The following is a 21,656-nucleotide window of genomic DNA, read 5'->3' on the forward strand; positions in this document are numbered from 1 at the left end:
TACATGATGACCGATCCGGATCCGTCCGTGGAGAGCGTCATGACCGGCCTGTCGTGCCTGGTGCTGTGTGTTATACCAAGCCTCGTTGAGCGGGACTCACGCGGGGTAGCGGATCGGACAGGGGTGTGATTCTGTCCTCGGGTTTCGAGCCTGAGGAGGATGGGATGGCGGCTCCTATACCGCTGCGGCCAGACTTCGATGCCGCGGCCCTGCGTGCCCTGGCGAAGCGTTCGCTTGAGCCGGATCAGACCCGCCGCCTGCTGGCCCTGTCAGCGATCTACGCGGGCAGCCCGCGCTCTGAGGCGGCCGCTCTCGGCGGCGTCGGGCTCCAGACCGTGCGGGACTGGGTGCTCGCCTTCAACGCTGAGGGGCCAGATGGGCTGATCGGCGGCAAGGCTCTCGGCGCTCGCCCGCGCCTGAACGTCGAGCAGCGGGAGGCGCTGCGTGCCTTGGTCGAGCAGGGGCCGATGCCGGCCGCCCACGGGGTGGTGCGCTGGCGGTTGATCGATCTCGCCCAGATCCTGTTCGAAGATCACGGGGTCTCTGTCTCCGAGCAGACGCTGAGCCGGGTTCTGCGGAGCATGGGCTACCGCAAGCTCTCGGCTCGTCCGCGCCATCACGCGCAGGATCAGGACGCCATCCCGGTTTTTAAAAAGCCTTTCCCGCCCGCCTGGCAGAGATCGCGCAGGCCACGGGCGGCAAGCCGATAGAGATCTGGTTTTCCGACGAGGCTCGGATCGGGCAGAAAAACACGATCAGCCGCCGCTGGGCACGCCGTGGCACACGCCCAGTGGCCGCGAAGGACCAGCGCACCGCCTCCGCTTACCTCTTCGGCGCGATCTGCCCGGCTCGTGGCACGGGAGCCGGGCTCGTTATGCCCCACTGCACCAAAGAGGCGATGAACCTGCACCTGGCCGAGATCGCCAGGGCCGTCGCGTCGGGCGCGCACGCCGTGCTCCTGCTCGATCAGGCCGGCTGGCACATGACCCGGAAGCTCGTGATCCCGCCCAACATCACCTTGCTGCCGCTGCCAGCGCGCTCGCCCGAACTGAACCCCGTCGAGAACCTCTGGCAGTTCATCCGTGAGAACTGGCTCGGCAATCGGATCTTTGCTTCATACGAGGCCATCCTCGACCACTGCTGCGACGCCTGGAACAAACTCATCGACCAGCCCTGGCGCATCATGTCCATCGGCCTGCGCGCCTGGGCTCATGAGTTCTGATCAGTGAGAGTTAGTATTAGCTTCTCGGCGATGCCAACAGCGAAGCCGGCCAAGCATCGGGCACCCGTCCCGACCCCGCCACCGCCGGCACCCGAGCCGCAGACGATGCCGCTCCTGCCGGGACCGCAGCCGCATCAGCTGCTCATGACGACGATCGCGCCACCCGACCGCGAGCTCCCCGAGTTGGGTAGCCAACGGCAGCGCAGCGGCGACCGGCAGCTTCAACCGACCGCGTAGATCGGCGGCGGCGGACCGGCCGTCTTCTGGCGTCAGGCGCGGTTCTTCTTGTTGTAGACGTCGAGGCAGACCGCAGCGAGCAGCACGATCCCCTTGATCACCTGCTGGTAGTCGATGCCGATGCCGAGGATCGACATGCCGTTGTTCATCACGCCGATGATGAACGCCCCGATGACGACCCCTGAGACCTTTCCGATGCCGCCGGCCGCGGAGGCGCCCCCGATGAAGCAGGCGGCGATTACGTCGAGCTCGAAGCCGACGCCGGCCTTCGGGGTCGCGGTGTTGAGCCGCGCGGCGAAGATCATGCCGGCGAGCCCGGCCAGCGCGCCCATATTGGCGAAGGTCAGGAAGGTCAGCTGCTCGGTCTTGATGCCGGACAGGCGTGCAGCCTTGATGTTGCCGCCGAGCGCGTAGATCCGCCGCCCGATCGTCGTGCGCGTGGTGATGAACCGGTACAGCATCACCAGCACGAACATCACGATCAGCACGTTGGGCAGGCCGCGATACGCGCTCATCTGATACGCGAAGGCGAGGATCACGATGGTCGTGATGCCGTTGCGGGCCACGAACGCGGCCACGCTGTCGGGCTGGCTGCCATGGCGGACCTGCGCTGCGCGGCGCTGCCAGTTCATGCCGAACAGGGTGAGCGCGAGCACCGCCCCGATCAGCACCGAAGTCCAGGGCCCAGCGAAATTGGTCAGGAAACCCTTGGCGAGGAGCTGGAACACCTCCGGGAACGGCCCGATCGAGGCGCCCTGGAGTAGAACGAGGGTCAGGCCGCGGAACACCAGCATGCCGGCCAGGGTGACGATGAAGCTGGGAATACCGAGATAGGCGACGAAAGCCCCCTGCAGCCCGCCGATGGCGGCGCCGACCGCGAGGCAGATGATCGTCGCGGAGAGCGGATCGAGGCCGACGCGGACCATCAGAAGGGCCGCCAAGGGCCGACGAAGCCGACGATCGAGCCGATCGACAGGTCGATATGCCCGGCCACGATGACGAGCAGCATGCCCAGCGCCATCACGACGACGTAGCTGTTCTGCAGGATCAGGTTGGTGAGGTTGAGCGGCTGGAACAGCACGCCGTTGGTCGTGTACTCGAAGAACAGCGTGATCAGCAGCAGGGCGACCAGCAGCCCGTAATCCCGGACCTGCGAGGTCCCGAGGAAGCCGCGTTTCGCCCGCGCATCGGCGGCTGGCTTGGCTTCGGGAATGGAGGCGGCGCCAGAGGTCATCGACTTGCCCGCAGAGAGGTCGTTCATCCGTTCAGGTCCTTCGAGCGCATGATCGCGCGCATAATCGCCTCCTGGCTCGCCTCCGAGCGCTGGAACTCGCCCACGAAACGCCCTTCGTTCATCACGTAGATGCGGTCGCACATGCCGAGCAGTTCCGGCATGTCCGACGAGATCATCAGCACGCCCCGGCCGCCGTCAGCCAACTCGTTGATGATCGAATAGATTTCGTACTTGGCGCCGACATCGATGCCTCGGGTCGGTTCGTCTAGGATCAGCACCTTCGGGTGCGTGAACAGCCATTTGCTCAGCACGACCTTCTGCTGGTTGCCGCCCGAGAGATTCACGGTCTGCTGCGCCACGCCGAAGGAGCGGATCCGCATCTTGGTCCGGTAATCGGTGGCGACCTCGCGCTCCTTGTCCTCGTCGATCACCGTCGCCGTGGACACGCCCGGCAGGTTCGCCAAAGTGGTGTTCTTGGTGATGGTCTCGTCGAGCACGAGGCCGAGTTGCTTCCGGTCCTCGGTGACGTAGGCGATGCCCGCCGCGATCGCCTTGCCGATGGACGAGACATCGACATTTCGGCCCTCAATGCGGACTTGGCCCGAGATGCCCTGGCCGTACGAGCGGCCAAACAAGCTCATGGCGAGTTCGGTCCGGCCGGAGCCCATCAAGCCGGCAATGCCGACGATCTCGCCCTTGTTGACGGCGAGGTTGACGGTGCGCACCACCGGGCGATCTGCGTGGACGGCGTGGTGCACCGTCCAGTCACGCACTTCCAGCATCACGTCACCGATCCGCGGAGCGCGGGGCGGATAGCGATTCGCCATCTCCCGGCCAACCATGCCGCGGATGATGCGATCCTCGTCGATCGATCCGTCCCGGCAGTCGAGGGTCTCGACCGTGGTGCCGTCGCGCAGGACGGTGATCCGGTCAGCGACCTTCGCGATCTCGTTGAGCTTGTGCGAGATCAGGATCGAGGCGATGCCCTGCTCCCGGAAGCTGACGAGCAGGCGCAGGAGCGCATCGCTGTCCTTCTCGCTCAGGCTCGCGGTCGGCTCGTCGAGGATCAGCATGACTTTCTTCGAGAGCGCCTTGGCGATCTCGACGAGTTGCTGCTTGCCGACCCCGAGATGGGTAACCAGCGTATCGGGATACTCATCGAGCCCCACGGTCTTGAGGAGCTCGACGGCCCGGGTGAACATCCGGTCCCGGTCGATGATGCCGAACCGGGCCGGCTCGTTGCCGAGGAAGATGTTCTCGGCAATCGACAGGAACGGCACCAAGGCCAGTTCCTGGTGAATGATCACGATACCCACGCGCTCACTGTCCGAGATGTCCCGGAACTGGCTGAGTCGTCCCTCGTAGTGGATTTCGCCCTCATAGGTGCCGTGCGGATAGACTCCGCTCAGAACCTTCATCAGCGTCGATTTTCCGGCGCCGTTCTCGCCGACCAGGGCGTGGATCTCGGCGGGCTGGACCGTCAGGTTGACATCCGAAAGCGCCTTGACCCCGGGGAATGTCTTCGTAATTCCCTGCATTTCGAGGACGGACTGCATGCGACCACTTTCGGCTCGTCGTTTGTATCGGTCTTGCAAGGTTCGACCGCCGTTGCCGGACCTGCCGGCATCAGCCAGATCGGTCGGGGCCGGCATATCCGGCCCCGCTTGTCTCACTTGAGCTGATCGAGCGTGTAGTAGCCCGTATCCACCAGGGCCGGCTTCCAGTTGGCCTTGGTGACGACCACGGGCTTCAGCAGGTAGGCCGGAACGACCTTCTTGCCGTTGTTGTAGGTCTTGCTGTCGTTGACCTCCGGCTGCTTTCCGGTCTCGATGGCGTCGATCATCGCGACCGTCACCTTGGCCAGTTCGCGCGTATCCTTGAACACGGTGGAATACTGCTCGCCGGCGATGATCGACTTGATCGATTGCAGCTCGGCGTCCTGGCCGCTGACGACCGGCATTTTCAGGCTGCCGGAGCCGTAGCCGACACCCTTGAGCGACGAGATGATGCCGATCGAGATGCCGTCGTAGGGCGACAGAACCGCATCGAGCTTCGCGCTGCCGTAATAGGCCGAGAGCAGGTTATCCATGCGCGCCTGCGCGGTGGCCGGGTCCCAGCGCAGGGTCGAGACCTTGTCCATGCCGGTCTGGCCGGACCGCACCACCAGTTTCTTCGCGTCGATGTAGGGCTGCAGCACCGAGAGGGCACCGTCGTAGAAGAAGTAGGCGTTATTGTCGTCGGGCGAGCCGCCGAACAGCTCGATGTTGAACGGGCCCCTGCCCTCCTTCAGTCCCAGCGCCTCGACGATCGAACTGGCCTGCTGCACGCCGACCTGAAAGTTGTCGAACGTCGCGTAAAAGTCGACGTTGGGCGTACCCTTGATCAGGCGATCGTAGGCGATGACCTTGACGCCGGCATCCTTGGCTTTCGACAACACGTCGCTCAGCGTCGTGCCATCGATCGAGGCGACCACCAGAACCTTCGCCCCCTTGGTGAGCATATTCTCGATCTGGGCAAGCTGATTCGGGATGTCGTCGTCGGCGTATTGCAGGTCCGGCTTGTACCCCTTGGCCGCCAGCAGCTTCACGATGTTGTTGCCGTCGTCGATCCAGCGCTGGGACGACTTGGTCGGCATGGCGACGCCGATCAGGTCACCGGTGGCGGCGAGCGCTTCGGGCACGGCGAGGCCCGCCAGCAGCGAGGCGCCAAGTGCGAGCTTGAGGAATGTTTGCCTGGTGATCATCAAGTCCCCCCGGTCTCAATCATCCTGCGCGACGGATCTGCGCGCTTCGCGCTGGGCGAATGTTTTTGATTGGCAACACGCATCGATCGACCGGCGCAGTCCGGCCGGTTCGACGATGAATATACTTGCTTACACCGATTGCGGCGGCTCAAACCGATCAGAAGTCTCCAGCACCGGCGCGGCCTGGTCTTTGAACGACTTGCGGTCGCTCGGCGACGGAAGCAGCGATGGCGGCGCACAGGTCACGCGGGCCCTCGCCCCGTGCGCGACCGGGATTAGAACCCCAGCCATTCTTGTTGAACGATTTGTATGAGTTATAAATGCGGGCGTCAATCGGCGCCGCGCGGAGCGTACGGGAAAAGCGTGGCTGTTAATGGCGCGAAGGCGCCCCGCTTGTCCGGAGCGCCGAGTGGCTCTCCGTCAGATCGGCTGATTGGCGCCCGGAGCGCGCCGTGTCACGCCATCAACCGCGACCGATGAACGGCATCTTGGTCGCCATGACGGTCATGAACTGAACGTTGGCCTCCAGCGGCAGGTTCGCCATCATCAGCACCGCGTCGCCAACATGGGCCGGGTCCATCACCGCCTCGGCCCGCGTCGTCCCGTCGGCCTGCGCGACGCCGTCCTTCATCTTGCCGCCCATCGGCGTATCGGCGTTGCCGATATCGATCTGGCCGCAGGCGATGTCGTAGGCGCGCCCGTCGAGGGAGGTCGCCTTGGTGATGCCGGTCACGGCGTGCTTGGTCGCTGTGTAGGCGATCGAGTTCGGCCGCGGGGCATGGGCGGAAATCGAGCCGTTGTTGATGATCCGCCCGCCGCGGGGGGTCTGGTTGCGCATGATCCGGAAGGCGTGCTGGGTGCACAGGAACAGGGCCGTCAGGTTGGTGTCGACCACCTGGTGCCAGGTCTCGACTGGCAGATCCTCCAAGGGTACCGGCGGCGCGCCGATGCCGGCATTGTTGAACAGCAGGTCGAGGCGGCCGAAGCGGGACGTCGTCTGCGCGAACAGGTTGGCGATCGAATCCGGGTCGGTCACATCGGTCGGGACCACGAGGGCGCGCCCCGCCTCGATCTGCGCCGCGACCTCGTCCAGCGGCGCCGGACGCCGCCCGGACAGCACCACGCTCCACCCGGCTCCGGCGAGTGCCAGGGCCGAAGCCTTGCCGACTCCCGTCCCCGCTCCGGTCACGATCGCGATCCGATCAGCCCTCGACATCGCTGCCTCCCAACTTATGACGTTGTCCTGCCTGTACCGGACGGCCGTGGCGGCGCGAAGAGCGAACCGTTTCAGATGCGTACGAACCCTCGCAGACCGTCTCGGCCGCTGAACCGCTATCGTGACACACGGCGAATGCGCACCGAGAGGGTGCGATGCGGGCGTACCGGATGGCGGGCGTGACCGGGGCTAGGCGGGCGTGAGCCATCCCGAGATCCCGTTCCTCGCCGATCTCGACGCCGCGGCGATCGAAGCAGTGCGCGCCCGCATGATCGCCATGACGGTGCCGGGGGGCCGGACCCTGTTCGAGCAGGGCGACGCCGGAGACGCGCTCTATACCCTGGTCTCCGGCGCAGTTGGCGTCTCGACCCGCGACCACCACGGGGTCCAGAGTCGGATTGCCCGGCTGCGCCCGCCCGCGATCTTCGGCGAGATGGCGTTGCTCTCCGATGCGCCGCGGGCGGCGACCGTGACGGCCCTGCGCGATTCACAGATCTTGTGCCTCACCCGCGCGGCCTTCGAGGCCGTGATCGCCGAGCATCCGCACACGCTCCTGTATTTCGCTCGGATGCTCGCCGAGCGCCTGCGTACGCTCTACGAGGGGCATTCGGTATTTCATGCACCGCGAACCTTCGTGATGATGGCCGTCACCGACGGCCCGGATCCCGAACCGTTCGCGCTAGCCTTCGCCTCCGCCCTCGACGCCATCCTGCCGGGAGTAACCGGTTGCCTGAGTCGGCTGCCGGAGGGTGCAGACGAGGACTGGGTCCATGCCTTCGAGGCCCGTCATGCGCGGACGGTGTTCGTGGCCCGGGACATCGAGGGGCCCTGGTCCCGGCTGAGCCAACGCCTGGGCGATCACGTCCTGCTGCTGGCCGAGCCCGGGGCACCGCCGCGTCCGGGAGCGACCGCCTATCTGGAGCGGGTGCGGTCGGACTGGATCCGTACGGACTTGGTCGTGCGTCAGGATCCTCAGGCGCTGCGGCCCAGGGCCCTGCATCCAGCCGTGGCGGACCTGCCCACGGCGATGCGGATCCAGCTTCGCCCCGGTCGGCCGGACGATATCGGTCGGCTGGCCCGGCTCACCAGCGGCCTGGGGCGCGGGCTCGTGCTGGGCGGAGGCGGGGCGCGAGCGCTCGCCCATCTCGGCGTGCTCCGGGCGCTGGATGACGTGGGCTGCGCGCCGGACTTCGTGGGCGGCACCAGCATGGGCGCGGTCATCGCCGCCAGCCTCGCCATGGGTTGGAGCGTTGCAGAGATTTGCGCACAGACCGAGGCGACCTTCACGGGCCGCAACCCGATTAACGATTACACGCTTCCGATCCACGCCCTGACCCGGGGCGCCAAGGTCGATGCCAGCCTCGCCGAGCGCTACGGCGGCGCACGCATCGAGGATCTGTGGCTGCCGTTCTTCTGCGTGTCGTCAAACCTGACGACCGGCCGGGCCATGATTCATCGGGCGGGTGACCTGCCGAAGGCGCTGCGGGCCAGCATCGCCATCCCGGGGCTGCTTCCCCCCGTCCTGTGCGACGAGGGCGTGCTGGTCGACGGCGGCATGATGAATAACGTCCCGGCGGATGTCGCAGCCGCGCTGGAGCGTGGCCCGGTCCTGGCCGTCGATGTCGGCAGCGACCGCGCGTTCCAGGATATGCCCACCCGCGGCTGGCGCGGCCGGCTTCTGCGTCGGCTCATCGGCTCTCCGGTGGCGATGCCGGGCCTGGCCCCGCTCCTGTTGCGCGCCGCCACCGTCTCAAGCGACGCGCAGACCATGGTGGCGGCCGCCCATGCCACGGCCCTCCTCAAGCCGCCGTTAGCCGGCATCGATCTGCGGGCTTGGTCGAGCTTCCGGGAATCCGCGGAACTCGGCTATCAGGACACCCGCGCGAAGATCGCAGCCGGCCATCTGTCACAGTGGCTGGAGCCGATGCGTTTGATCGCTGACGTGGCGCGCAGTCGGATAGACGTGTGCCAGCGCACTGCGGGGACCGGCGTTGGGTAACCGTATGCCCCAGGCAACGATCTTCACGGGAGAGACGACACGTCGAGCCTGAAGATCATGATGACTCACTCTCCAACACTGAATGCCGTGGCCGATACGAGCTCCACGCGAAGCCAACAGGACGGCGTAGGGTCGCCCCATGTCCCGGTGACCGGTACCCTGCTGCACGGTGCGGCCTTCGTCCTGCTCTGTCTCTGGACGCGGACCTCCCCAGACCGGCTCAGGGACCAGCTCGACGCCGAGGGTGGCGCCTGTGCGCTCCTCGGCTTCTGACGGCGAAGCGTAGCGACATTGCGTGACCCTCTCGGAATGACGGAGCACCGGACCTGATGACGGATGTGGCGGGCGTTGCGTTTCGCCGGGTCGGCCTACCGGAGGTGAGCCTGCATGTGGCCGAGGCCGGTCCGGAGGCGGGGCCGCCGACCATTCTGCTCCATGGCTTTCCGGAGTTCTGGTACGGCTGGCGCCATCAAATCGGATCGCTGTCCGAGGCGGGCCTGCGTCTCGTCATACCGGACCAACGTGGCTATGGCCTGAGCGACAAACCGCACGGCGTGGGCGCCTATCATTTGGACAAGCTGGCCGCCGACGTAATTGCTCTGGCCGACGCCCGCGGCTTCGCAACGATACGCCTTGTCGGCCACGATTGGGGCGGGCTCGTCGCGTGGTGGGTCGCAAGCCACTATCCCGACCGGATCGCGCGGCTCGCGATCCTCAACGCGCCACATCCGGGTGTCGTCGGGTCCTATATCCGCCGCCACCCCGGTCAGTGGCTGCGGAGTTCCTATATCGGATTGTTCCAGCTGCCCGTCTTGCCGGAGCAACTCCTCAAGATGGATCGGTGCCGGGGCCTGCGGCACGCACTGACAAGCACCAGCCGACCGGGCGCCTTCGCGCCGTCGGACCTCGACCGCTACGTTGCGGCGTGGCTGCAGCCAGGCGCGATGACGGCCATGCTGAACTGGTATCGCGCCCTGGCCCAGTTGCGACGGACCGAGCCGCCGCGGGTCCGCGCGCCGACCCTGATCCTGTGGGGCGAGCAGGATACCGCCTTGCAACCCGGACTCGCCGAAGCCAGCCTTGACCTGTGCGATGACGGGCGGATCGCTTGGTTCCCGCACGCCACCCATTGGCTCGCCCACGAGGAGCCGGCGGCCGTGAACACGGCACTGCAGGACTTCTTGGCCTAGCCGTCTTCTTCGGGGGACGCGCGACCCATTCCAAGGATCCGCCAATTTTAGCGGAACCGGTATCGGCATCGTAAGCGATTCCGAAGTGTGGGCTGTGTAATCAGGCAGCCCTCGACGCCCCAGAAGTTGTATCAGCACAGTTAAAATTTGGCTTATGTTCGACTAACGACTTCGATACGGCCCAGACGGCACCTTAATCCATACCCTTTGTCAGATTGCATCGAAGCATTTTTCAGCATGTCGCCGGAACATCCTGCCCCAGAAACCATTGAGCTGACACTTCTCGGACCAGACCGGAGCATTTTAAAAATGTCATTTCGTTCCCTCCTGACCGCCGGCCTGTTCTTCGGCGGTCTCCTTGCCGGAACAGCCGCGGTTCAGGCGACGCCTGCCATGCCACAGCCGGGCCTAGCTCCGGCAGACATGGTGGATACGGTCGCGATGCATCACCATCGGCATCATCGGATGCACCGTCACCATTCCACACGGCACGAGCGTCGGATGCGCCGCATGAACACGATGCGCCACGGCAACCCGAACGCGAAGAACCCCGCCCTGCGCGGCTACCAGCAGAACCTGGGCAACACCACCGGTGGCCCGCGCTACTGACCCGTCTCTCTTAAACCGAACGAAAGCCCGGCGCCCGCAGCGCCGGGTTTTCTGTTTCGCGGAAGCCTCATCCACCGGTGGTGGCGGCTTCTCCCCAGGCGCGTCGCCCCACACGGACTGATTCGCCTGCGGCACTCTGCTAAGAGGCGGCATGGCCCGAACCGCCGTCCGCACCGCCCCCGAAATGCCACCCGCCGCCGCCCTGGATCCGGCCGGCGCCACGCCCATGATGGCGCAGTATATCGAGATCAAGGCGGCCAATCCCGATTGCCTCCTGTTCTACCGGATGGGGGATTTCTACGAGCTGTTCTTCGGCGACGCGGAGATCGCCTCCCGGGCGCTCGGCATCGTGCTGACCAAGCGTGGCCGCCACGGCGGCGCCGAGATCCCGATGTGCGGCGTCCCGGTGGACCGGGCCGACGATTACCTCAGCCGCCTCATCGCCATGGGCAACCGGGTGGCTGTCTGCGAGCAGACTGAGGATCCCGCCGAAGCCAAGCGGCGCGGGCCGAAATCGGTTGTTCGGCGCGAGGTCGTGCGCCTCGTCACGCCGGGCACCATCACCGAGGACCGCCTGCTCGACCCGACGCGTGCCAACCTGCTGCTGGCGATCGGGCGACGCAAGACGGGAGAGGGCGCCACCGCCTATGGCTTGGCCGCGATCGACATCTCCACCGGCCGCTTTTCCCTGAGCGAGGTGCCCGCCGGTGATCTCGCAAGCGCAATCGCCCGGCACGATCCGCGCGAGATCGTCCTGTCCGAGGCAATTCATGCCGATCCGGCGCTGGCGCGGATCTGGCAGGAGAGCCGGGCCGCCATCGTCCCCCTGGCTCAGGCGGAGCTGGAGCCTGCGGCGGCCGAGCGGCGCGTGCGCGAACAATACGGCGTCTCGACGCTCGACGGCTTCGGCAGCTTTACCCGAGCCGAGATTCAGGCGGCCGGAACTGGGCTCCTGTACATCGCCCGGACGCAGCTCGCTGCCCGGGCGCCCCTGTCGGTACCGACCCGCGAAGAGGCCGGGTCGACGCTCGCCATCGACGCCGCGACCCGCGCCAACCTCGAGCTGACCCGCACGCTCTCAGGCGAGCGGACTGGCAGCCTGCTCGATACGATCGACCGGACGGTGACCGCCAACGGTGCCCGGCTGCTCGCCGAGCGCTTGGCTGGGCCGCTGACCGATCTGGCGGGGATCGCGCAACGGCACGAGACCGTTGCGTATCTGGCCGAGGATCACGCCCTGCGTCGGGCGATCCGCGAGACGCTGGCCCGGGCGCCAGACCTGGCCCGGGCGCTGTCCCGGGTGGGCCTGGGACGCGGCGGCCCGCGCGATTTGGCGGCGATCCGCGACGGGCTGATGGCGGCGGCGGGGCTCGGCGCGGTGCTGACGCAGGCGGGGGCAGCGACAGCCGAGCTCGCCGCGATCGCCGAGGCGTTGGGCGCGGCCGACCCGGACTTGGCGGACACGTTGCGGCGGGCGCTGGCCGACGAGCTGCCGTTGTCCCGGCGGGACGGCGGCTTCATCCGGACGGGTTACTCGGACGAGATCGATGAGGCCCGCCTGCTCGGCCAGGATTCGCGCAAGGTCGTGGCGGCGCTCCAGGCCCGCTACGCCGAGGAGACGGGCTGCCGGACCCTGCGGATCAAGCACAACAACCTGCTCGGGTTTTTCATCGAGGTACCGCAATCGGTGGGCGAGGCCTGCCTCAAGGGATTGCAGCGGGACTTCGTGCATCGGCAGACCATGGTCGACGCGATGCGCTTCACCAGCGTCGAATTGGGCGATCTCGAGCGAAGGATCTCCGGCGCTTCGGACCGCGCGCTCGCCCTTGAATCGAAGATCTTCGACGAATTGGCCGCGCGTATCGTCGAACAGTCTTCGCAGACTGCGCAGGTCGCCGAAGCCCTGGCGGCGGTCGATGTCGCGGCCAGCAACGCCGAGCTGGCGGTCGAACTCGATTGGCGCCGGCCGGAAGTGGACGATTCCCTGGCCTTCGCCATCACCGGCGGACGGCATCCTGTGGTTGAGGCGGCCCTGCGCCGGGCCGGCGAGCCGTTCATCGCCAACGATTGCGACCTGTCGGGTGAGACGCGGGGCCGGATCCGGCTGATCACCGGCCCGAACATGGGCGGCAAGTCGACCTTCCTCCGCCAGAACGCGCTGATCGCGGTGCTGGCCCAGATGGGCGCCTTCGTACCGGCCGCGTCGGCGCGGATCGGCCGGGTCGACCGGCTGTTCTCCCGAGTCGGCGCGGCGGACGACCTGGCGCGGGGGCAATCGACCTTCATGGTCGAGATGGTCGAGACCGCCGCGATCCTCAATCAGGCCACCCGCCGCTCCTTGGTGATCCTAGACGAGATCGGCCGTGGCACCGCGACCTTCGACGGGCTGTCGATCGCCTGGGCCTGTCTGGAGCATCTGCACGAGGCCAATGCCTGCCGGGCGCTGTTCGCCACGCATTTCCACGAGCTGACCGCTCTGGGCGATCGGCTGGCGCGGCTCGACAACGCCACCCTCAAGGTGGCCGAGCACCGGGACGGCGTGGTGTTCCTGCACGAGGTGGTGCCGGGGATCGCCGAGCGCAGCTACGGCCTGCAGGTGGCGCGGCTCGCCGGTTTGCCGGGCAGCGTCGTGGCGCGCGCCGGGACGATCCTCAAGAGCCTGGAAAAGGCCGAGCGGGGGCGCCCGGCCCGGGCCAAGATCGACGACCTGCCGCTGTTCGCGGCATTGGCCCCGCCGCCACCGCCGGAGCCCCCGGCGGAGGATCCCCTGGGGGCGCTCCTCGACACTATCGATCCGGATGCGCTGACGCCCCGGGAAGCGCTGGATGCACTTTACCGACTCAAGCGGGAGCGGGCGGAGAAGCGGTGATTTTGGGGGGCGTGGGGGGCTAATCCCACCCGGGCCCTTGTCCCGAGGCGGCCGGATCCACGGGCCTCGAAGGAGACTTTCAGAGATCGCGCGGTTGGCTGGAGGCCTCCTTCGAGGCCTCCGCTGCGCTCCGGCCCCTCTGGATGAGGTTTGATCGGAAAATCCGGTCTCGGAAAAAACTACGGCGCCGGTGCGAAGTGAAACCCATCCGGGGCGACGTGCTGCTGTGCCCGGCCGGCGCGCCGGTCGGCGACCCAGTCCAGGATGCTGGCGACCACGCGCTCGGAATAGGGTTTCGCGATCACCCCGATGGCCCCTGCAAAGTCCGCAGGGATGCGCTTGGAATTGGCGGTCATGAACACCACGGTGATCCGCGGGTCCGCGGCGAGCTCCCGGGCGACCTCCACGCCGGTGGGTCCGTCGACCAGGTGGATGTCCACGAAGGCGACGTCGGGTTCGGCCGAGCGTCCGAGCGCGATCGCCTCCGCTGAACTTCCAGCGATACCGACCGTGACATGCCCGAGTTCGTCGAGCAGGCATTCGAGTTCGAGCGCGATCAGCACCTCATCCTCGACCACGAGGATGCGGAGCGCAGCATCCGCGCCGGCGTTCCCACCCCTCATGCGATCTCCCTTTTGGTGTCTCGACCGCTGAGCTTGGCGCGAGCTTGAAGCGTTTGGCCCGAATTCTCAAGCCGGCAGTTGAAGCGGGATATCGATCTCGACATGGGTGCCGGGCCCGGCATCGGCCCAGGCGATGGTCCCGCGCAGCTGGCGGACCACCATTTCCACCAGATTCCGGCCGAAGCCCGCGGGGTTCGGCGCCGCAGCCGCCAAGCCGACGCCGTCGTCCCGGATCGTCAGTTGCATGCCGGCCTCGGTGCGGCGGGCCGTGATCGAGACGCGTCCCTCCCGCGCGTTCGGGAAGGCATGGCGCAGGGCGTTGGCGGTCAGCTCGTGAATCAGCAGGGCCAGCGGTGCCGCCATCGCGGCGGCCACCGCGATCGGCTCGACCTCGGCCTCGACCCGTTGCTTGTCGTGATCGAGCCCGGCATTCACGTGGGACAGGAACTCGGCCGCGAAATCGCCGAGGTTGAAATGGGTGCAGTCACCCTCCGAGTAGAGCATCCGGTGCGCGGTCGAGAGGGCGCCGATCCGCTCGGCCATGCCCTGGAGCGCGTCCCGCGCATCGCCCTCCGGAGTGCGACGGGCCTTGAGCAGCATCAGCGAGGAGATCACCTGAAGATTGTTCTTCACCCGGTGATCGACCTCGTGGAGCAGGGCCGTCTTCTGCTCCAGGGCGGCGCTCAGGTCGTGGGTGCGGGCCGCCACCAGGCGCTCGAGCTCGTCGTTGGTGACGCGCATCGTCACCTCGCGCTCGCGGGTGTGCGTCATGTCGGCCTGCGCCGCGTAGAAATACGCGAGACCGGCCGCGTCGTGGACCGGCGTGATCGTCATCGCGCTCCAATAGGTGGAGCCATCCTTGCGGTAGTTCAGCAGCTCGGCCGTGACGGGATTGCCGGCCTCGACGGCGGTCCGGATCCGAGCGATCTCGGCCGGATCGGTTCCCAGTCCCTGAAGCATGCGGCAGTTGCGCCCAAGAAGCTCGTCGGCGTCGAACCCGGTCAGTTCTAGGAACGCGTCGTTGGCCCAGGAGATCGGGTTGTCGGGCGCGCGCGCGTCCGTGATGACCATCGGGGATGGACTGCGCGCGAAGGCATCGACCAGCATCGCATGCGGCGGACTGGGCTCGAGAGGGGCACTCAACACATCATTCCACACTTGGTCGACACGATTTGAGCCAGCGGCGGCCCCCTGCGCGCTCCGCGGCTGCGGAACGTGGACACCGCGTTAAGCATGCTTCGACCATGATAAAGGCGCTCGGCCTCCCGATTCAGCCGAGACCCGAACGGCCCAAGGCTGCCACGATTTCGCGAGATCAAGGCCAATAGGGCTCAGGAGTTCCATACCATGGGCAACCCGCCACAGGCTTTGCGTCGCTTTCATCTGCGCGACATCGTCGAGGACCGGCGGATCATACTGATGCTGGCGCTCGGATTCTCCTCCGGGCTGCCGCTGCTGCTGGTGCTCGGGACCTTCACGCTCCGGCTCGCCTTCTCGGATATCGACGTGCGGGCGATCGGCCTGTTCAGCTACGTGGCCCTGCCGTACTCGCTGAAATTCCTCTGGGCGCCGGCGATCGACCGGCTGAACGTGCCGGTCCTGAGCGCGCGGCTCGGCCGGCGCCGCGCCTGGATGGTGACGACTCAGGCCGCCGTGGCCCTGTGCCTGGTCCTGATGGCCATCTCGGACCCGAACACCAATCTCGCGCTGCTGGGCCTCGGGGCCTTCCTGGTGGCGTTCTGCGCGGCCAGCCAGGACGTGGTGGTGGATGGCTGGCGCATCGACGCGGCCGGCAGCGACTTCCAGGGCATCCTGGCGGCGACCTCGAACCTCGGCTACCGGCTCGGGCTGATCGCGGCCGGGGCCGGGGCCCTGTTCAGGTCCTCGGCCGGAGGCTGGACGCTCGCCTACCTGATCATGGCCGCCCTGATGCTGGTGGGCATGATCGCCGCGCTTCTGGCGCCGGCCTTCGACGCGCCGCCGCGGGTCAAGGCGGATGCGACCGGCCATTCCCGGTTCTGGTCGATGCGCCGGGCCGTGCTCGAGCCGCTGACCGAGCTGCACGGCCGCTTCGGTGGCGCGCTCTGGGGTATCCTGCTGCTGGTGGCCCTCTACCGCCTGCCGGACTTTCTGTCGGGGGTGATGGCGAGCCCATTGTACCGGGCACTCGGCTTCGACCTGAAGGAGATTGCCACCGTCACCAAGCTCTATGGCATCTGGGTCGGGATCGCGGGCGGCTTCGCGGGGGGTTGGGCGCTGGCCCGGATGGGTCTATTCCTGACCCTGCTGCTCGGTGCCTTCCTGGCGGCCTCCTCGCATCTCGCCTTCGCCTGGCTCTCGGCCGGCGCCCCCGAGATCTGGCGCTTGACGATCGCGATCTCGATCGAGAACTTCTGCGGCTCCTTCGCGGGCATCGTCCTCATCGCCTACATGTCCAGCCTCACCAGCACGGCCTATGCGGCGACGCAGTACGCGCTGTTCTCCTCACTCTACGCCCTGCCGGGCAAGCTGGTCGCGGGCTCCTCGGGGTTCGTGGTCGCGGCGATCGGCTATCCGGCCTTCTTCGTCATGACCTCGCTGGTCGGGATCCCGGTGCTGATCCTGTGCCTCGCGGTCGGGCGACGCGGGCGGCGGCAGGACGAGGCTGCCGCGCGGGCGTCCGAGGAAGCGGGGAACCGCATCCCGGCGCCCGAGCTTCCTTCCACGGCGCGGGCCTCCGGCACCGCGTGATGCGACCAGATCCAGGAATTGACGGATGAGCACGAGCGACCTCACTCGCGCCGACGAAACGCTGCCGGCGACGATCCCCGAGACCGCCTTGAGCGAGGCGGACCTCGCCGCGCTGCGCCGGGCCGTGCAGGTGTTGGAGCGGCCGAGCCTCGCCGCCCGCCTGTCCTCGGCCGCCGGTGCCCCCCTCGACATCATCGGCCGCTCGTTGCCCGCTCCGGTCACCGAGGCGGTCGGCCGGTCCACCGAGGCGGCGATGCGCGGCGCGCTGCGGGTCGCCCTGGCGACGCTGCCGCGCACGAACGTGGTCCCCGCCGATGGCACCACGCTCGAGGAGGGCGTCGCCAGGACGGAGAGCCGGCTGACCCGGCTGTTGGGTTCGGGCGATACCAAACACAAGGCCTTCGCGGCTCTCTCCGGCGCCATCGGGGGGGCGTTCGGGCTCGCGACCCTGGCGGTGGAGCTTCCCGTCTCGACCACGCTGATGCTGCGCTCGATCGCCGAGATCGCCCGGGAGGAGGGCGAGGATCTCGAGACGCCGGAAGGCGCGCTGGCCTGTGTCCAGGTCTTCGCGCTGGGCGGTCGCACGGCGGCCGAGAGCGAGGCCGGCTCGGCGCTCACCGAGAGCGGTTACTTCGCCGTGCGCGCGGCCCTGGCCAAGACCCTGTCCGAGGCCGCCCGCTACGCCGGCAGTAAGACCCTGCTCGACCAGTCGGCCCCGGCGCTGATCCGGTTCACCGCGCAGATCGCGGCCCGGTTCGGTCTCGTCGTATCCCAGAAGGTCGCCGCCCAGGCGGTGCCGATCCTGGGCGCCTTCGGCGGCGCAGCGGTGAACACCGCCTTCATGAGCCACTTCCAATCGACCGCCCGCGCGCATTTCACCGTGCGGCGGCTGGAGCGGGCCTATGGTCCGGCCGCCGTCCGGGCGGCCTACGAGGTGGAGAAGGCGGCTCTCGGGGTGGCCTGAGCAGGGGGCTCTCGACGACGACGCCTCGCCGTCATTGCGAGCGCTGTCGAATCCCGAACCCGCCTTGATCCGCACTTCCGGTACCTCCAGAACCGATCCGCGTAACGCGGACAGACGGAGGCGATCCTGATCAGCAACGCGGAGATGGTGACCCGGCTCGCCCTGGCGGCTCTGGCGGGCAGCGTGATCGGGCTGGAGCGGGAGCGTCTGCTCTGGGCGGCGGGCCTGCGGACGCACATGCTCGTCTGCGTCGGCTCCTGCCTGATCATGATCGTCTCGGCCTTCGGCTTCAGCGACGTGCTCGGGACGAAGAACGTCGTGCTCGATCCCTCGCGCATCGCCGCGCAGGTGGTCTCGGGGATCGGGTTCCTCGGGGCCGGCACGATCCTGCTGCGCGGCGAGGTGGTGAAGGGCCTCACCACGGCGGCGAGCCTCTGGGGCGTCGCCGCCATCGGGCTCGCGGTGGGCAGCGGGCTCTACGTGCCGGCCCTGGCGACCACGGCGCTGGTGGTCGGCATCCTGGCCGGGATCAAGCCGTTCGAGGAGCGCTGGCGGGAGCGGATGCGGTCCCAGACCCTGCGGATGACCGTCCGCAAGGGCACCATGTCGATCGACACGCTCCACGACGTCACGGGCGAGCGCGCCTCGCGGGTCCGCCAGTTCACCACCCGCCCGGCCTCGGACCCGGAGCTCGACGAGGTGACCGTCACCTTCGTGCGGCTGTCGCGGACGAGCTTCGAGGCAATCGCCGCGAAGCTGCGTGAGACGGCCGACGTCATCTCGGTCGATACCGTCGGCAGCTGAGGCCTACGCGGCCGCCTCGCCGTCGAGGAACAGGCGATAGGCCGGGTTCTCGGTCTCGTCGGTGGCCGGGTAGCCCAGCGCCTCGATCGCCGAGTCGAACCGGGCGCGCTCAACCGGCGGCACCGCGATCCCGGCGAGCACCCGGCCGTAATCGGCGCCGTGATTGCGGTAGTGGAACAGGGTGATGTCGAAGTTCGGACCCAGGGCGTCCAGGAACTTCATCAGCGCGCCCGGCCGCTCCGGGAACTGGAAGCGGAACAGCCGCTCATGCGCGACGCCCACCGCCCGGCCGCCGACCATGTAGCGGACATGGACCTTGGCCATCTCGTTGTCGCTCATGTCGAGCACGCGGTAGCCGGCCTCACGCAAATCGCCGATCAGCCCCTGCTTCTCGCGCTTGCCGCCCGCGACGTTGATGCCCACGAAGATCTGCGCCTCGGCGCCCGGCGCGTGGCGGTAGTTGAACTCGGTGATCGCCCGCGGCCCGAGCGCCCGTATGAACGCCCGGTAGGCGCCGGGCTGCTCCGGGATGGTGACGCCGAGCAGGACCTCGCGCTGCTCGCCGATCTCCGCCCGCTCGGCGATATGGCGCAGCCGGTCGAAGTTGAGATTCGCCCCCGACGAGATGGCGATCAGGGTGCCGTCGCCGCCCTCGCGCTCGGCGTAGAGCTTGGCCCCGGCAAGGCTCAGCGCCCCGGAGGGCTCGGAGACGGCCCGCGTGTCGTCGAAGATGTCCTTGACCGCCGCGCACATGGCGTCGGTGTCCACCGTGATGACTTCGTCGAGGTGCTCGCGGCAGAGCCGAAACGTCTCCTCGCCGGCCTGGCGCACGGCGACGCCGTCGGCGAACAGCCCGACCGTGGGCAGGCTGACCCGCGTGTCGGCAGCCAGGGCCGCGGCCATGCAGGCGGCGTCCTCCGGCTCGACGCCGATCACCTTGGTGCCGGGCCGCAGGTACTTCACGAAGGTCGCGATCCCGGCCGCCAGCCCGCCGCCGCCTACCGGCACGAAGATCGCCTCGATCGGCCCGGTATGCTGCTCCAGGATCTCCTTGCCGATGGTCCCCTGGCCCGCGATCACCTCGGGATCGTCGAACGGGTGCAGGAAGGTCAGGCCCTGCTCGGCCTCCAGGATCTTCGCCTGGGCCAGGGCCTCGTCGAAGGCGTCGCCGTGCAGCAGCACCTCGGCACCGCGCGCCCGGCAGGCATCGACCTTGATCGACGGGGTCGTGCGCGGCATCACGATCACCGCCCGGGCCCCGAGCTTGGCCGCCGCCAGCGCCACGCCCTGCGCATGGTTGCCCGCCGAGGCGCAGACCACGCCGCGGGCGATCTGGTCCGGGCTCAGCCCCGACATCTTGTTGTAGGCGCCCCGCAGCTTGAACGAGAAGACCGGCTGCAGGTCCTCGCGCTTCAGGAGCACGGGCCGGCCGAGCCGCTTGGTCATCCGCGGCATCGGATCGAGCGGGCTCTCGATCGCCACGTCGTAGACGCGGGCGGTCAGGATCTTGCGGATGTAGTCGGTCATTGTTTTGGGACTTCGGCGCACGGCGCGGATGGGCCGAGATAGACCTTCAGAGCGCCAGATGCGAGCGGGGGCCGTCAGGTCAGATGCCGCGCCCAATCCTGGCCTCCGTGCAGGACGCGGACGATCAGGATGCCGTCTGCCTGTTCAACATATGCGACGACATGGGCGCGGTAGGGATACAGCCGCACCGGCGGCACGAAGTCATCCCGGAGGCGAGCCATCAGCGGGTTCTCGGCCAGCAGGGCGAACAGGGCCTTCAGCCCTCCATAGTACCGCTCGGCCTGATCGCGGCCGAAGGTGGCGGAACCTGACACATAAAGCTCGATGAGATCCCGGTCCGCTTGCCGCGTCGTCCGGATGGTCACGGATTCTGGGTAACCCGCACGCGCTCCCGGGCCTCGGTCAGGACATCATCCAGCGACCGCTCAGAGACGCCACTGTCGAACCCTTCGGCGATCAGCGTCTGAAGCTGCGCAAGGCCGTCAATCTTTTCCTGATCGCGGCGGATCAGATCGCGGACATAGTCGCTTGCGCTGCCAAAGTGCCCGGTCCCGGCCTGAGCCTCGACCCAGTCCTTCATCGCCTCAGGCAACGACACGTTCAGGGTCACCATGCCGAACGGCCTCCATCGCCGCGCAGCATGGCAAAGATTTTTACCGAATGCCATACCGACCCCGCTTGGCAGCCAGCGAGACGTCGAACCGATCAACCTTGCACCATGGTGCTTCGGATCATAAATCCATCCGTCCTCACGGATGAGTTTCGATGCCGCTGGCCCGCCACGCTCTCACGGTTCCGGAAGCCGCCTTCGTCACGCGGTCCAGCGTGCGTGGAGTGAACTGCGAGATCGACGCCGGGATCGTCGCAGGGCGCGGCCAAACCGCCCGCGAGATCGGCAGCGCCGATTTGCTCTATCTTGCCGCCGTGCGCGATCTGCGCGTCGACCTGGCCCCGGCCCTGCGGCAACGCTTGCGCGATGCGATCGCGGCGGCTCATGAAGCGCACGGGAACACCGCCCGCATCGGTCATCTCAGCGTCGCCCTCGACGTTGTGGAGGCCGAACTCGCCGATCGACTGCGGATCCTCGATCAGCTGCGCGATGAGGCGATCGAGCGGAACGCCGAAGTCCTGGGTGGAGAGCCGGTTCTGCGCGGAACGCGGATCCCAGCCCGGCACGTCGCCGACATGGTCCGGCAAGGGACCTCGCCGGAGACGCTGGCCGAGGAATTCGACCTGACGCCCGATCAGGTCTCCGCTGCCATCCTCTTCGACCGCGTCAGCCCGCGCCAGGGTCGCCCGCCCCGGAAGGCGCGCCGCGTTGTACCTGCTCCTTGACGAGTGCTGCCCGAAATCCCTGATCGGCATCGCGGACGGGGTGGGCCACACCGCGCAGCGGACCCTCGCCATTGCCGAACTCGGCCGCCAGGCGACGGATGCAGCGATCTTCGCCTTCGCATGCGAGGCCCGTGCGGTCGTTGTCACCGTGAACGCCGGCGATTTTCTGGCCCTGGCCGCGCGGGCGCCGGATCATCCGGGGCTGATCCTGCTGCCCTCGTTGCCGCCGGGCGAGACCGGCCAGCTGTTCCGAAAGGTCCTCAGGGCTGCGGACGAGGCGCTGCGGAAGCCGGGTGGCGTGATCCGGATCGACCGCGCCGGGCGCCTTCACCGCTCCGGAGCGTCATAGATCCG

At 67.7% G+C, this 21,656-nt stretch carries 19 protein-coding genes and 1 pseudogene; 10 read left to right on the top strand and 10 right to left on the bottom strand.

All coding sequences use genetic code 11. The features are described from left to right. Window positions 1–125: 125 nt before the first annotated feature. Window positions 126–1,222 (top strand): IS630 family transposase gene (locus AO398_RS27250; RefSeq protein WP_152997375.1). Its coding sequence is split into 2 segments (ribosomal slippage): window positions 126–657 and window positions 657–1,222, totalling 1,098 coding nucleotides; the frame shifts between segments, so codons are not numbered across the junction. 269 nt (window positions 1,223–1,491) lie between these two features. Here AO398_RS27250 and mmsB read toward each other — a convergent pair. From mmsB to AO398_RS02880, 4 genes and pseudogenes are all read right to left on the bottom strand, one after another. Then, window positions 1,492–2,720 (bottom strand): annotated as a pseudogene (mmsB, locus tag AO398_RS02865) (multiple monosaccharide ABC transporter permease). Beyond that, complete coding sequence (mmsA, locus tag AO398_RS02870; protein WP_058190470.1) at window positions 2,717–4,249, bottom strand: multiple monosaccharide ABC transporter ATP-binding protein; 1,533 nt, start codon at window positions 4,247–4,249, stop codon at window positions 2,717–2,719. Before mmsA ends, mmsB begins: the two are co-directional and overlap by 4 nt. 113 nt (window positions 4,250–4,362) lie before the next feature. Next, a complete protein-coding gene (gene chvE, locus AO398_RS02875; protein ID WP_152997376.1) occupies window positions 4,363–5,436 on the bottom strand; it encodes a multiple monosaccharide ABC transporter substrate-binding protein in 1,074 nt (357 codons plus the stop codon). A 463-nt stretch (window positions 5,437–5,899) separates the two neighbouring features. Continuing rightward, window positions 5,900–6,652, bottom strand: a complete 753-nt coding sequence (locus AO398_RS02880; protein ID WP_058190471.1) for an SDR family oxidoreductase — start codon at window positions 6,650–6,652, stop codon at window positions 5,900–5,902. Between the two features lie 199 nt (window positions 6,653–6,851). Between AO398_RS02880 and AO398_RS02885 the strand changes: the two genes are divergently transcribed. The 5 genes from AO398_RS02885 to mutS all read left to right on the top strand — a co-directional run bounded on the left by AO398_RS02885 (window position 6,852) and on the right by mutS (window position 13,319). Further along, window positions 6,852–8,651 (top strand): patatin-like phospholipase family protein, encoded by a 1,800-nt coding sequence (locus AO398_RS02885; RefSeq protein WP_058190472.1) that lies wholly within the window; start codon window positions 6,852–6,854, stop codon window positions 8,649–8,651. Between the two features lie 60 nt (window positions 8,652–8,711). Continuing rightward, window positions 8,712–8,924, top strand: coding sequence for a hypothetical protein (locus tag AO398_RS02890; RefSeq protein WP_058190611.1), 213 nt, complete (start codon window positions 8,712–8,714; stop codon window positions 8,922–8,924). Between the two features lie 56 nt (window positions 8,925–8,980). After that, entirely contained in the window at window positions 8,981–9,841 is an 861-nt protein-coding gene (locus AO398_RS02895; RefSeq protein WP_058190473.1) for an alpha/beta hydrolase, read from the top strand. 309 nt (window positions 9,842–10,150) lie between these two features. After that, on the top strand, window positions 10,151–10,450 hold the full coding sequence (locus AO398_RS02900; RefSeq protein WP_058190474.1) for a hypothetical protein: 300 nt from the start codon (window positions 10,151–10,153) through the stop codon (window positions 10,448–10,450). A gap of 151 nt (window positions 10,451–10,601) precedes the next feature. Next, complete coding sequence (gene mutS, locus AO398_RS02905; RefSeq protein ID WP_058190475.1) at window positions 10,602–13,319, top strand: DNA mismatch repair protein MutS; 2,718 nt, start codon at window positions 10,602–10,604, stop codon at window positions 13,317–13,319. A gap of 179 nt (window positions 13,320–13,498) precedes the next feature. On the opposite strand, the gene AO398_RS02910 is transcribed toward mutS, so the two are convergent. Further along, entirely contained in the window at window positions 13,499–13,942 is a 444-nt protein-coding gene (locus tag AO398_RS02910; protein WP_058190476.1) for a response regulator, read from the bottom strand. A gap of 66 nt (window positions 13,943–14,008) precedes the next feature. Continuing rightward, window positions 14,009–15,049 carry a PAS domain-containing protein gene (locus AO398_RS02915; protein WP_058190477.1) on the bottom strand — a complete coding sequence of 347 codons (1,041 nt, stop codon included), beginning with the start codon at window positions 15,047–15,049 and terminating at the stop codon, window positions 14,009–14,011. Window positions 15,050–15,289: 240 nt separating this feature from the next. Here AO398_RS02915 and AO398_RS02920 point away from each other — a divergent pair, with 240 nt between their 5' ends. The 3 genes from AO398_RS02920 (at window position 15,290) to AO398_RS02930 (ending at window position 18,440) form a co-directional block, all read left to right on the top strand. Next, a complete protein-coding gene (locus tag AO398_RS02920; protein ID WP_058190478.1) occupies window positions 15,290–16,672 on the top strand; it encodes an AmpG family muropeptide MFS transporter in 1,383 nt (460 codons plus the stop codon). Between the two features lie 25 nt (window positions 16,673–16,697). Then, on the top strand, window positions 16,698–17,636 hold the full coding sequence (locus AO398_RS02925) for an EcsC family protein (protein ID WP_058190479.1): 939 nt from the start codon (window positions 16,698–16,700) through the stop codon (window positions 17,634–17,636). 144 nt (window positions 17,637–17,780) lie between these two features. Next, window positions 17,781–18,440 carry an MgtC/SapB family protein gene (locus tag AO398_RS02930; RefSeq protein ID WP_082643100.1) on the top strand — a complete coding sequence of 220 codons (660 nt, stop codon included), beginning with the start codon at window positions 17,781–17,783 and terminating at the stop codon, window positions 18,438–18,440. A gap of 3 nt (window positions 18,441–18,443) precedes the next feature. Here the strand turns inward: AO398_RS02930 and ilvA are convergent, their stop codons facing one another. The 4 genes from ilvA to AO398_RS29280 form a co-directional block, all read right to left on the bottom strand. After that, window positions 18,444–20,027 (bottom strand): threonine ammonia-lyase, biosynthetic, encoded by a 1,584-nt coding sequence (ilvA, locus tag AO398_RS02935; protein WP_280139108.1) that lies wholly within the window; start codon window positions 20,025–20,027, stop codon window positions 18,444–18,446. Window positions 20,028–20,041: 14 nt separating this feature from the next. After that, the gene (locus AO398_RS02940) at window positions 20,042–20,332 is read right to left on the bottom strand and encodes a type II toxin-antitoxin system RelE/ParE family toxin (RefSeq protein ID WP_058190482.1); all 291 of its coding nucleotides are present in this window, start codon (window positions 20,330–20,332) and stop codon (window positions 20,042–20,044) included. Further along, on the bottom strand, window positions 20,329–20,580 hold the full coding sequence (locus AO398_RS02945) for a type II toxin-antitoxin system ParD family antitoxin (protein ID WP_082643102.1): 252 nt from the start codon (window positions 20,578–20,580) through the stop codon (window positions 20,329–20,331). Before AO398_RS02945 ends, AO398_RS02940 begins: the two co-directional genes overlap by 4 nt. A 92-nt stretch (window positions 20,581–20,672) precedes the next feature. Then, window positions 20,673–21,164, bottom strand: a complete 492-nt coding sequence (locus tag AO398_RS29280) for a hypothetical protein (RefSeq protein ID WP_244498639.1) — start codon at window positions 21,162–21,164, stop codon at window positions 20,673–20,675. Between the two features lie 121 nt (window positions 21,165–21,285). On the opposite strand from AO398_RS29280, the gene AO398_RS02955 reads away from it, so the two are divergent. Then, entirely contained in the window at window positions 21,286–21,651 is a 366-nt protein-coding gene (locus tag AO398_RS02955; RefSeq protein ID WP_058190485.1) for a DUF5615 family PIN-like protein, read from the top strand. Window positions 21,652–21,656: the final 5 nt, after the last annotated feature.

Source organism: Methylobacterium sp. GXS13 (assembly GCF_001455965.1).
In the GTDB taxonomy this organism is placed as follows: Bacteria; Pseudomonadota; Alphaproteobacteria; order Rhizobiales; family Beijerinckiaceae; genus Methylobacterium.